The sequence below is a fragment of the Adhaeribacter rhizoryzae genome (genome assembly GCF_008629685.1).
GTDB classification, from domain to species: domain Bacteria; phylum Bacteroidota; class Bacteroidia; order Cytophagales; family Hymenobacteraceae; genus Adhaeribacter; species Adhaeribacter rhizoryzae.
This window is the reverse complement of record NZ_VWSF01000003.1, coordinates 320,136-332,992: the sequence shown is the minus strand read 5'-3', so window position 1 is coordinate 332,992 and position 12,857 is coordinate 320,136. Positions and strand designations below refer to the sequence as shown.

The window sequence follows — 12,857 nt, the reverse complement described above, 5'->3', positions numbered from 1 at the left end:
TATGTCTAATATAATTACCCAAACGCTATCTGATGTAATTTCCGTTCGGCCACGTTTTGGCCGGTCGGTTCATTTGGAGCGGGACCTTGCTACCCAAGCAACTACACCTGAAAATTATTTTCTTACTCCTTCTGCTCTTGAAGCTCTGAATGGTGTGCTTCGGGCACAGCATACACCTGCTGACCGGGCACTTTCTCTTATTGGACCTTATGGGGCTGGTAAAAGTGCTTTCGCGACTTTCCTAGCAAGGCTTGTGTCTGATCCACAATTTAAGCTTAACGTAAAACTACCAGATAACTTGCCAGATGTACCAAAGCTTTTGCCGGTACCGCTAGTGGGGTCCCGTGCAGCAATAGGACCTGCGTTATTAGCTGCCTTACGCCTAGCACTCGAAACTGCTCCTGGCTCCCCAACTCTGCCGCCAGCTTTACTTTCGGCCGAAATGAAACCTAATCCACGAGCTTTGGCTAACGCTTATTTAGCATCAGGTCAAGCGGTAGCTGCTGCCGGAGTTCATGAAGGTCTATTACTGTTAGTGGATGAAGCAGGCAAATTCCTTGAGCATGCAGCTGGGCACTCCCAAGCAGGTGATGTATTTGTACTTCAGGAACTGGCAGAAGCTGCATCAAGGGCACCAGAGGGTACCCAATTATGGGTGCTAATCATATTGCACCAAAATGTTGAGGCTTATGCTTACAGACTCGGCCGAACACAACAAGCAGAGTGGTCAAAAGTAGCTCAGCGTTTTCGCCAATTACCCCTTTTTCCTTCAGACGTAGAACGAATGGATCTTATTGGGCGTGCACTTTACCATGATCCGAATTTACACCTTAATGGTACTTTTTCAGCCCAGCTTGAACCTGTTATAAATCATCAAAGCCAGTTTCTTCCTGTTGGCTTTGCCAACCGATTTGAACAGCTCGCCCGCGCTGCTTACCCTTTACATCCGGTTACCCTATTAGCTGTGCCAGCCTTATTCCGGCGGGCTGGCCAAAGTCACCGAAGCATTTTTAATTTTCTGGAGGGACAGGAAAATGGAGCGTTAGGACAATTTCTAAACGAACAGATCTACGATCCTGCTAATCCTGCATTTTTCCCTTTAGATACGCTTTTTGATTATGGACGGGATGTACTTTTAACTCATTATACTGGTCCAACTGCCCGAACATGGCTTGAGGCTGTAGAGCTAGTAAGTCAAGCAATAAACAAAGAGCCTGCTCTTAGCTTCTTAGCTGTAAAAGTCCTGAAATGTATTGCTCTCTTAAACTGGCTACGTGAGCCCCGCCTGTCGGCTTCCCGCACTGTACTAGCCGCCGCTTTGGGGCCTGGAGTAGATGCGGTAGAAGCTTTAACTGAATTGGAGCGCCGCTCACTTATTGTGTATAGCCGTGCGCGGAATAGTTACCGCCTTTGGGAAGTTGGTGATGTTGATATTGATGCAGAACTGAATGCTGCTCGTGCCTCATTATCAGGTGATGTTCTGCTTCTAGCTACTTCCGATCAAACTCTGTTTCAGCTCCCTCGTTTGATAGCGCGGCGGCACTCGTTCCGCACTGGCACCCTACGTCCGGTTGGCGTGGAAGTGGTTCGACCTGCGGATTTAATTAATAGGACTAACCAGCTCTCTTCGGACTTAACGGTTATACTTTGCTTGGCTCCGAACCAACAAGCGCAAGATCTTGCGGAAAAAGATGCTCAAAGATTGAACCAGCCAAACCTTCTTGTTGGAGTAGCTTTGGAAACAGAAGGATTACGGGAAGCTGCCTATTACTTAGCTGCTTCTCGCGTAGTAGCGGATACCATAACAGCACTAGCAGGAGACAGGGCCGGTCGCAGGGAGTTAGCATTGAGGCGCTACGAGGCCGAAATGCTCTTCCGTAGTGAATGGGGCCGCCTTTATGGACCTGCCTTAGGAGGAGATAGTAGCATGGCAGAACCTACTGAAACCCCTACAATGGCTGCAACTTGGTTTTGGAATGGCGAAGTAAAAGCCTTTGCTAATGCCGGTGCCTTTAGCCGTCAATTATCTCAACTTGCTGATAGTACATTTCCTAATACTGCTATTCTGCGTAACGAGATACTTAACCGCCGCCAATTGTCCTCTGCTGGGGCTGCGGCTCGCAGTTTATTGGTAAAAGCCATGCTTAGTCAAGGGCACCAGGAGCGCTTGGGATTTACAGGCTTTCCACCAGAATTTGCTATGTATGCATCTATGCTTTTAGCTACGGGTATTCACTACCGGACCGAAAATGGTGTATGGGCTTGGCGCTCACCTAAACAAGCAGACGAATCAGACCCTTTCAATCTTGTTCCTGCATGGAAAGCCATCGAGGACCAAGTGTTTAACGCCACTGAGCCTTTGCCATTGCCTAGTCTTTATAGCCACTTACGAGCTGCACCCCATGGCCTTACCGATGGGGTTCTGCCGGTATTGGTAGCAGCATTCCGCCGTGTGCGGGAAGGTGATACTTCACTTTATCGGGAGGGGCAATTTTTAGCCGAGGAAAAAGAAGCTGATTGGGAATTATTGCTGCGCCGGCCGGATATGTTTGCCTTGGCGGATAGCCGGGTTGCCGGAGCCCGGTTAGCGGTAGTAGAGCGTATTGCTAATGCAACTGGCGTTAAGCCCCAGCTTGTGCCAGTAGTGCGCCGTTTACTTCGGATGCAAGCAAGCTTACCTGAATTCACCCAGCAGACACGTCATTTGCCCGCTGCAGCCCTCGCCTTACGTGAGGCTTTCCAGAAGGCAAGTGCTCCCGAATTTTTACTGTTCCAATCCGCTCCGGCTGCTCTTGGATTACCATCCTGGTTAGCCGATGCACCTGCGGAACAGAAGCAGGTGGAAGATTTTTTTACGCAGCTCAACCAGGCATTACAGGCATGGGCAGCAGCTTATCCTACTGCCCGTGACCAAGCCAGGGATTATTTACTTCAGGCCTGCGGCTTACCAGGTGGCGAAGATAGTTGGTTGGACCTGCACCAGCGGGTTCAAGCTTTGCCAGCTCGCACATTACCACCTTTTTTAAGCCCATTTGTAAACCGTTTCACAGATGTCCAAAATCCTTCCGCTGATCTGGAGCGGGTGCTTGCGCTTGTGGCTAACCGCCCGCCAAACCTCTGGCGTGATAGTGATGTGACTAATTTTCCTAGCTATGCTGCGCCCTTCGGTGCGGCTTTGCAAGCTGTTTGGAATGGAACTACACCAGCGATGGCTCCTGCGAGGCCATCCGTTACCGCATTGGAGCGCAAGCAAGTAAAACAATTGTTGGTGCAGTTTGACCAAATTGCCAAACCCGCTAATGGCCAGCGCCCACCAACTCACGTGGTACGAGCTGCCGTGTTAGAATGGCTTGATTCATTAGAAGAGAATCAAGCGTAGTATTTATATTTATTTTTTTATATATTTACCAAGTTAATTATATGAATCTTCCCAACTATACCGGCCCGCGCCATCCGGAAGGACAAAAGGTGCGCCACATTCTATGTCTTTCTGGCGGAAAGGATTCCACCGCCTTGGCTTTATATATGCGTGACAAAGTGCCCGAAATGGAGTATGCCTTTGCTGATACGGGTGAAGAATTACCTGAAACCTATGATTACTTAGCTTTGCTGGAAGCACAGTTAGGTAAGAGAATTGAACGACTTAATCCAGACAGACCTTTTCAGCATTTTTTGGATTTATGGAATAATATGTTACCAGATGCCCGTACTCGATGGTGTACCCGAGTACTTAAAATTAAGCCTTTTGAAGATTTTGTAGGTGATGATCTAGTTTATTCATATGTTGGAATTCGGGCAGATGAAAACCGCTCTGGGTATATTTCAAGTAAGCCAAATATAATACCAATTCTACCTTTTAAAGACGATGGATTAGATTATGATGATATCATGCAAATTCTGAATGATAGTGGGCTTGGACTGCCTAAATATTATGAGTGGCGCTCACGTTCTGGTTGTTATTTCTGCTTCTACCAGCAGCGAAATGAGTGGGTAGGCTTGAAAGAAAGGCATCCAGACTTATTCGAAAAGGCAAAAGCCTTTGAAAAGTATGATGAGGAATCTGGTCGACGCTATACTTGGAATCAAAAGGAAAGCTTGGATGAGTTATCCGAACCAGAAAGAACAGCTAAAATTATGGCTGACTTTAATGAACGGAAACAAGCTCGTAAAAAATCTAATCCATTGCTTGTTGACTTATTAGGAGAGGATGACGACAGTGAAAACGGCTGCAATATTTGTCACCTATAGTTCATGATGGAAGCACTATCTAAATTAAAAAATGAGCTGTTTACCCTAAAACGCTATGTGTTAGCTAGCCGCGAAAAACCGCACAAATTAATTTTTTTGTTAGCTGTATTAGATTTAATTAAAAATAAATATATTACCCAAAATAAAAATTTATTTTAGTTCTGAATTAACTGAAGCTTTCAATTAACGCTTTTCTGAATACGCAAGTCCAGAAGATTGGGCACAAGTAAGCTTGCCATTCTTTCATCTTCGAGGCTCCTATTTCTGGAATCATAAGGTTCTTCCAAATAGGGAAACAGGATACAATATTTTAACAACTTCTGGAGGTGGTAGTAAGCGGATCATAGAAAACATTGAGTATGCTTATTTTTCAGATGATGTTTGGATTTTAATCAATAATGATAATAGCCTTTGTGATATAACAAGCACGATTATGTTAATACTGAATAATCAAAATAGCCCGAATGCTGAAGCTGGTAGTCAAAAACTAAAAACTTCTTTCTCAGAAAGTTTTAGAATGAGCCGTTCAGGTTTAAGCCAAATTTTGAGTGCATTTATTTCTTCAGAAAAAAACAAACTATCAATCCCAACAGAGACATTTCTAAAAGAATATACAACCCTTGGCCAAAATCAAGTAATTGCTAATTTAAATTATGCACGAGGCAGCGGGTTAATTAAAAGGAATGGTGAAATCACAAATTTTGGGTATATCGTTTATGATAACGACCCAAGTTTAAGTCGAATTGAGACACAGTGGCTTTTACACTATTTTATTTCTGTTGAACATGAATTAGGCCCTGAATTTTGGGGTAAAACAATTGCCAACCGCTTTCTTATTGGTAATGCATTAAATAAAAAGGAAATTGCTGAATTCATTTTTTCTGCTAGTATAGAAGCCGGAGAAAAGCAACTTGCTTTTGGTACTTATGAAGTGGCTGCAACTTCATTATTGGGTAGTTATTCTGCCAATGATGGGTTAGTTAAATTGGGTATTTTAGAAGGGCCAGAGAAGAATAGTTATATGGTTCGTACTCCCCAAACCATACCTACAAATGCTTTCGCTTGTATTTTAGCAGATTATTGGCAGGCTAATTTCCCAAGTTCAGCTTCCATTGATGAGGAACAACTAACTAAAAGTAACTTGCCGAAGTTACTGTTACTGGGAGTAGATGGTTTCAATGCAAAATTAGCCGAGTTAGCTGCTCCTCAACTTGGCTTGGTTCAGCGTCAGCGACGTTTTGACCCGCCTCAGATTTTGCGCCGTTGGACTGATAAAGAACCACTTTGGACAGCTCTTTATGCTTAGTTCCCTCATTACCCAAGTATGACAACTATAATAGCCCATCCTCCATTGCCACTTCGTTTGCTTACCGGAGGGTTGCGTGGCCCTGCAGCTCCCCGAATTCGGACAGCCCTAGTAGTGCTGAATTCTCCTGAATATTTTGCTGCCCCTGAAAATTGGGTTCAAACCCTGGACCTCCGTGCCCATCACTTAGGATTATACGTAGCTGACAGATGCCAAGCCCATGGCCATGTTAGCCTAAGCTCCGCTCTCCTGCTCGACTACGCATTGAGCTTGCTTCCAAGCCCAGAAGATCCGGACCCCACTCATCCTGGTATTTGGGTGTGGGGTATTGATGTATTACTGGCTAAGTTATCAGAAACCGAACGTAGTGCTTTCTGGCAGCGCTTGCATGGCACTGCTTCTTACCGGCCTCCACTAATTATAGCTTTGCCCTCAAAGTTACTTAAACGTTTTGGCCCTGCAGATCCTGACTCTACATGGGGGCCTCTACGCTATTTACTTTTAGAATCTTAAAATTTCACTTTAAATATAATCATTCCTAGTTAACACTTACATTGGCAATTTATGACTTACACTATACGTCAAATCACAAAAGAAAATCCCCAGGCTGCTTTTGTAAGTGATGTAGCTTTGGCTTGGTACCCAGCACACTCTAACAATACCCGGCTTGCTGGTTCTTACTCCTGGACTCGCCAAAAGATAGGGGAAGAGTTGCCCTCTCTGGATGCTCTAAATACTTTACGTTTTGGATTCGAATCTGACGAGATTGCAAAGCTGGGAAACCGTCATCTTTGGGAGGCCATCTATGGTCACGGTAAGTCACATTTAGCTTTAGCCCTAGCCAACTTTTTTGGAAAGCCCGCTGGTTCACCAGAGGTAAATGCGGTGCTTGAAGCCATAAAGCATGCAAAAGGCGATTACATAGGACTTAAAAATTTTAAAGAAGAACGCCAACCATACTTGGTTTTGACTCTTTTCGGAAATGATACAATTACTATAGCTCAAGGAGTAGTACGGGGCCTTGAAAAAGCGTTTAAAGCAAATCCAATCACCAGAGATGAAGACCTAGGCTTGTGGTTCAAGCCCGCCGAGGAGGGGCTGGAGGCGCTCTCTGCTAAGCAAGCTGACGTTGAAAAAGCAACTGCCTTTTTGCAAACACTTACCCCGCCACTTACCCTACAGGATTTGCGCGATGACCTTATTTCACGCAGAGGCCAGTACCGTGAACAGTTAAGTCAAATGGTGCACCATGTAACCGGGTTTCCGCCTGCTTTTGGTGATATGCTTGGCCCTAAGCAAGTAATAGAAAGTGTAGTTGAAAGATATTGCGGTGAGGGTAAACCATTTGCTGGGTTACTTATTCTTTTTGATGAATTCGGTCGTTTTATTCAAGACTATGCTAATGAATATGATTTGCTCAGCAAAAATCAGCCGCTACAGAATTTACTCGAAGCCGTTGCTGGTTTACAAAGTAGAGCCGCCATTGTAGCCTTTACACAGGCTAAGCCTGAAGGTATAGCCAAGCGGGCCATGGGCGCAGGCTCGGCAAGATTAGATGAAGTGAACCGAGAGCTAACCCGTTTTCCAGATCCTCAGCGTAAGGTACTTGTTTCGCCGCTAGAAGCTGTTTTGGGTGATTTTCTTCAACAAGAACAGGAACATCTTAGTGCTATTCTAGATTCTAACCCAAGTGCTGAAGCAGAACTTGATGCTGCTGTAGACATGACAAAGCTACTATTTCGGGCACGTTACGCAAGCTGGACACCACAACAAGTTCAAAAACAACTTGGTTATGAGTGCTATCCTTTGCATCCGCTTACTACTGCGCTGCTCTGTACTTTAGGAATCCGTGAAACTGTATCAGCCCGGCCCAGCTTGGGTTTTGTGCAGGAGGCATATCGCCGCTTTGCAGATTATCCCGCTCTTACCACAAATGGTACCCTGCAATTTATTCCAGCCACTCAATTAGTAGCTTATTTCAAAGAATCATTGGCAAAGAACGACGAAGATTGGAACAGGTACCAAAATGCATTAAGGTTAGCTGGAGCCGCATTGCCTCAGTTAAAGATGCCTGAATCTACCCATTTGAAGGACGATGTTTTAGCCGCCATGTTTGTGCGCGAAACGGCTAACCTTGCCATTGGGACTGGCCTAACTGATCATGAAGGTATTATTTCTGCCCTTTGTGGCCATTCACGTACTGAAGTTGAACAAGCGCTGCGGGAATTGGCCGCTGATGGTCGTATTCAGTATGATCCTGCTGGCAAGAAATATTTATTTTGGAGCTTAGGCCAAGATGGGATGAAAGCAAGCCGAACGCTTGCCTTAGAAACAGATCAGCTCGTACTTGATTCGGTTGATTTTGCGAATGCTTTACTTAAACAGCTCCATACACTTAACTATTCTGAAGAGGTGGCGCTTGGGAATGCCATTGATTGGGCAGCTCCCGTATATATAATACCTTGTGTTTTATGGTCCCGTGCCTACCTTCGTCAATTAATTCGCCGCTACCAGCTCAATACAGAAGGAACTTGGCTAGATACTAGTGTACGCCGAGGATATGTTATTCGGCCTGTAGGAAATATTGATGAAGAGGTAGCATGGCTCCGGACCCATGCTCAAGCTGATTTTGATGCAGTAATACAAGACTTAGACCCCGCGTATCCGCCACCCGCAGTCCTTGTCCTACCACAACAACCTCACAATGGTTTATTGCGTGCCTTAGCACAGCAACAAGTACTTGATGGCTGGGGAGCCCAAACCCGTGCAGATTTAGGAGAAAAGGCTATTGAGCAAATACAAGCACAGACGGCAGAGCAACGAAAATTAGAAATAGAAAAACTCCGTAGCGAGGAAAGGAGAATTATTGATTATAAAGTTCCAAGCGTTTATGCCCCTACAGTAAACGCCATATTTTCAACAAATCCCACACCATCTTTGAGCGCGATACTCAAAGCATGTTATGGCCCTGCTTATGGCTGGCGTGCACCTTATTTAGATGATTTATCGACAGGTACTAATTATCGAAGAGGAGTATGGACAGCCTGTGACTTTTTGCGGCGCGACAAGTTTAACGACTGGGATGAAAATACAAGAAGCTCAGCAGGTGCACCTGCGAGAAAAGTTTACGACAAAGTTTTACGTGATACACCTAATACCTGGGGTGTTGTGGATGCTGGCTTACGCGTAGTTGATCCACGACTAGATGTGGTACAGCGTGGCTGGCAAGTGTTAGAAGGGGCAGTACCGGTTGGTACTAACCCGGATGAGCGCGTTTCTCTGCGGGCGCCCCTGCTGAAATTACTTAACGCACCCTATGGATATGATTATTATGCTTTAGGGCTGTTATTTTGCGCCTGGGCTGGCCGACACCGCCGTACCCTTCACTTCTACCATGGTGTTACTCGCCAGCGCCTTTCTGGTGAGGAATGGTTTACCACTGAAACCAACTTTGAAAGGGTTATCTCCACACTACTAGGTCCACTTGACTTACATGCTGCTCGTGAGGACCAAGGGGCTGTAAAGGTTCATATTGAACAGATTCTCCGGGAATGGCAGGACCATAAAAATCTTGAATATTCAGAAGCAGAAACAAGGTTAGCTGAACTCCAGGATTATGCTAATAATGAGGGCAGTGATCCTGAACTACGAGAACAAACCATCGAAACCGTATCTCAGCTAACCGCTGCTATTCAGAATATTCGTGACTACCACTCCCAGTTGAATAGAATAACTGAAGAACTGCCAGCCTTAACCAATGCACATCCAGATACAATTCAGACTCTAGTAAAGCATTTGACCTATGTTCGGAGTGGTCCGCCTCAAGTTTCTGTACAATCATTCAATTCAGGACACTCGGGGCAAGTAGAAGCGCAATTATTAAACAAACTACGAACACTAACAATCCAAATATGTAATATTTATACTTCTCCACTGCAAATTAATACGCTGAATAAATGTAAGGAAAGTGAAATTAAACTCTTCTCTACTAAAAGTTACTTAAACAGCCTTACTGATGAAATTGGGATCTTTAGGGTAGAAGAAGCTATGTTAACAATCCAAAAAGAAAGGGATCGCCTTAAAGGAGAGGAGTTAGATAGTGACTTCTTAGCTCGTCTTAAGGAAGTGGAGAAGCTTAAAAACTTAGGAGAATTAAGGGCAGCACTAGAAGAGATTACTTCGCGCAATGTACATTCTGAAAAAGGTAGTGCTGCGAAACAATCCACGCTTGAAACTATTCAATGTCGTATTAAGGAGCTTGAGGAAAATCTAACTTCTTACTATATTAAGGCAAGCGATCTACCAGAAAGAGAAGGAAAATCTATCAAAGTTTTAGCTAAAGAGATTAGTACCCTTACAAGTACTCTTCAGCGGCAGCATGATAATTACCTTAATACGGAGCCAGAGGCTACTAAATATTCCCAAGCGCTAAAATGGTGCGAAATCTGGGGTAAAATTATGGATGATATCACAGATTTGAGTGACGATACTCCAGAAAATAACAGTGAGCTCCAAAAGCTTCTTAAAAAATATGAAAAATTAAGGTTAATTGAAGGAAGTACAGAAAACCAAAAATCTTTTGTATTAGAGGCAAGACAAGCGGTAGAGGATAAGTTTAAGGAGCATGTGCAAGTTGCTATCGATACTTTAAATGATCTTATTACGCGCAATGAGCAAAAAGACGAAAGTGAGCCTCCTGCCAAAATTTACAAGGAGTTGCAAACTGCAATGGATAGCGCGTTTCATTTCTTACCCAAAGAAGAAATAAAACGGCGGGAACGCCTTGAGAAAGCACTTCAAAAGCGTTTGGATGCTGACCAAGTAGAGGATATTGCTTTCCGTTTTAGTCAAATAAAGGATGTAGAGCAAAGAAAAAGTTGTGTAGCGCGCTTGAGACAACTGCTTGAGCAGGAAACTTATGTAACAGCTGATTAAGATGTCTCAAACCTCTTCCCAAATATCTAACGCACTACTGCTTGACCCAGCTGGTGATGCCCCTGTACCTACCGGTTATATGGTGGTAGATACCGATGTAGCCTGGCTGCGGGTTGCAGCACAGGTTAAGACCCATGTAATTGCCCCTAAAATAATCATCCGTGGCGTAGACCGTTGCAATTGGGCTTATAAATGGTGGCAAGCTCTTGGTGGTCAAACAGAAACTTGCACCTCTCCAACAATGCAACTAATGGAGCTGTGCCCTTCACTCTCAGAAATCCAGGCCCGTCAGGTGCTAGCTGACTTGTCTACAGCTACCACTGCAAAATTGCCTACTTTAGAGGTTTTGTTAGAAGAACTATATCCTAGTTTTTCTCCCCATTGGCAAGAACTACCCCTTCATCCCGCAGCCACTGAACTGTCCAAGCACGCAGCTCATTGGCTATCATGGTTGGCGGCTCAACCATCCACATTTCCGGCACACCAATTACCTTTAGTTAAAACTGTGCTAGCTGCCTGGTATTTAAGCTTTCCAGATGCCGCTGCTCTTTTTCCAACATCACCAGCAGAGGCCCAAACTATCCTAACTACTTGGATTGGATACGAAGCTCCCACAGCTTCATCATCACTTGCCCCAGCCCTTGCATGGGCAAAGCAATTTCCATTACCTGTTACATCATGGATGGCTAATGCTTATAGTGCTTTTAATCAGCAAGTTGTTGGTATTTTGAGTGGTGCACCCGTTAACGCCCAAGATCAAGTTGCTCTTTCTTGGTGGCAATTACAAACCAGTAAAGCACAGCGACCGGAAATTAGATTAGTAGCGTTGAATGTTTTAGTTCAACAGTTGCAATCCCCTGCATTTACTCAAGCAGCTACTGAGCGCTTGGTGTCAGAATTAGAACGGAGTTCGGTTGCCACTAATTCTATAGTGACAACGCTACGTAAGTTGGTTCCACCTCCTGTTCCTCCTTACCCACCTACTGAGCCATCCTCCGTTTTACAATGGGTAACCCAATATTATTTACCTTACCGGTTGTGGCAAGCAAGTCACAACAGTAATCTAGAAGCTAAAGATAAAGTTCAGAAACTGGCAGAAGCTTTCAGCGATTGGTTTTTAGAAACGTACCCACTTAAGTTAGTAGGTAAACCTGCTCATTATCAGCAGCAGTACTGGGCTAAAGGAGCGCTCCAGAAGCCTTCATCTGATGAAATCGTTTTGTGGGTTATAGCTGATGGTTTAGGATGGGGCGATGCTCTAACACTACAACAAAATATTCTAAATCAAGCAGCTGGGCGGCTAAGTCTTGCCGCTGCTACTCCTTGTTTTGGCTTAGTACCTACAATTACATCTCACACGAAACGGGCGGTGAGATGGGCAGTACCTTTGGAATTTACTGAAGCTGCTAAGACTAAATATTTTGCTCAACAACCTGCACCACCTGCAGACATACGTGGTATTGATAACCTAGCCGAAGCAGTACAAACAGCTCAAGCTGGTCAAGTTTTAGTGTGGCAACCACCGCAACCAGATTCCATTTACCATAATCCAGGTAGTGCTCAGACTATTAGAAATCAAGCCAAAGGTTCGCTAGCTGGGCTAGCAGATAGTATTTGTGAAGCTGTTGCTTCTGTACCGACAAATACGTCAGTACGCGTTCTTATCACCACTGATCATGGTCGCCTTCTAAGCGAGAGTCCACGCATACTGGAACCTATATCTGGTTTTACAGGCCACGGCAGGGCTGCTTTCAGAGCAACTCCACCGACTATCAAGCCTATTCCTAGACCAGAAGAAGCTGTTGATACAGATTCAGTGCGTTGGCTGGACCCTGACCCCTACAAATTACCAGATTGGGTAGCCATAGCTCGCTCAGATGCCTCTTTCAAAATTGTTAATCACACTGGTAACATGCGAGGCGGGACAGACATCTTCCCACATGGTGGTGCCTGGCCCGAAGAAGTAGTTGTGCCTTGGATTGAATTGCAAAGTAACTTAGCCGCTTTCTTAGTTGGTGGTTCATTAATTGGAGAATCTCGTTCTAATCGTCCTGGTAAAGCAGAATTAAGCTTAGTTAATAGTAGTTCGCGCCCAGGTCGTTTACGCAAAATTGAAATTGATATTCCCCGCCTAGAAGGCTTGGTTATAGAATTTGATGAATTATTGCCTGGATTAAATAAGTTAAAGAAAACAGTTGAATTGCCTCGCTGGCCTGATACTGCTCAAGCCGAAAAAACGATTGTAACTGCTATATTTGAAACACCAGATGGTGAGCTGCATTCGTTTGTTTTAACTGCTGATTTACGAAACAATGATTTAAGGCAGACCAGCTCAAATCCGCTTGATGATTTAATATAAATTACATGG

5 protein-coding genes are annotated in these 12,857 nt (G+C 44.5%); all 5 read left to right on the top strand.

The window, feature by feature from the left end; translation table 11 throughout:
* Position 1 precedes the first annotated feature (1 nt).
* The 5 genes from F0145_RS06390 to F0145_RS06370 all read left to right on the top strand — a co-directional run bounded on the left by F0145_RS06390 (position 2) and on the right by F0145_RS06370 (position 12,848).
* Positions 2 to 3,379 carry a hypothetical protein gene (locus tag F0145_RS06390; RefSeq protein WP_150087481.1) on the top strand — a complete coding sequence of 1,126 codons (3,378 nt, stop codon included), beginning with the start codon at positions 2 to 4 and terminating at the stop codon, positions 3,377 to 3,379.
* Positions 3,380 to 3,420: 41 nt separating this feature from the next.
* The gene (locus F0145_RS06385; RefSeq protein WP_150087480.1) at positions 3,421 to 4,248 is read left to right on the top strand and encodes a phosphoadenosine phosphosulfate reductase family protein; all 828 of its coding nucleotides are present in this window, start codon (positions 3,421 to 3,423) and stop codon (positions 4,246 to 4,248) included.
* A gap of 232 nt (positions 4,249 to 4,480) precedes the next feature.
* Positions 4,481 to 5,554: a hypothetical protein gene (locus tag F0145_RS06380; RefSeq protein WP_150087479.1), complete on the top strand. Its 1,074-nt coding sequence runs from the start codon at positions 4,481 to 4,483 to the stop codon at positions 5,552 to 5,554.
* Positions 5,555 to 6,118: 564 nt separating this feature from the next.
* Positions 6,119 to 10,489, top strand: coding sequence for a hypothetical protein (locus F0145_RS06375; RefSeq protein ID WP_150087478.1), 4,371 nt, complete (start codon positions 6,119 to 6,121; stop codon positions 10,487 to 10,489).
* A gap of 1 nt (position 10,490) precedes the next feature.
* Complete coding sequence (locus F0145_RS06370) at positions 10,491 to 12,848, top strand: hypothetical protein (RefSeq protein ID WP_150087477.1); 2,358 nt, start codon at positions 10,491 to 10,493, stop codon at positions 12,846 to 12,848.
* The last annotated feature ends 9 nt before the right edge of the window (positions 12,849 to 12,857 follow it).

Excerpts from the sequence above, each read along its gene's own strand:
- F0145_RS06375 (WP_150087478.1), top strand. The coding sequence starts at position 6,119 with ATGACTTACACTATACGTCAAATCACAAAAGAAAATCCCCAGGCTGCT.
- F0145_RS06390 (WP_150087481.1), top strand. The coding sequence starts at position 2 with ATGTCTAATATAATTACCCAAACGCTATCTGATGTAATTTCCGTTCGG.
- F0145_RS06370 (WP_150087477.1), top strand. The coding sequence starts at position 10,491 with ATGTCTCAAACCTCTTCCCAAATATCTAACGCACTACTGCTTGACCCA.
- F0145_RS06385 (WP_150087480.1), top strand. The coding sequence starts at position 3,421 with ATGAATCTTCCCAACTATACCGGCCCGCGCCATCCGGAAGGACAAAAG.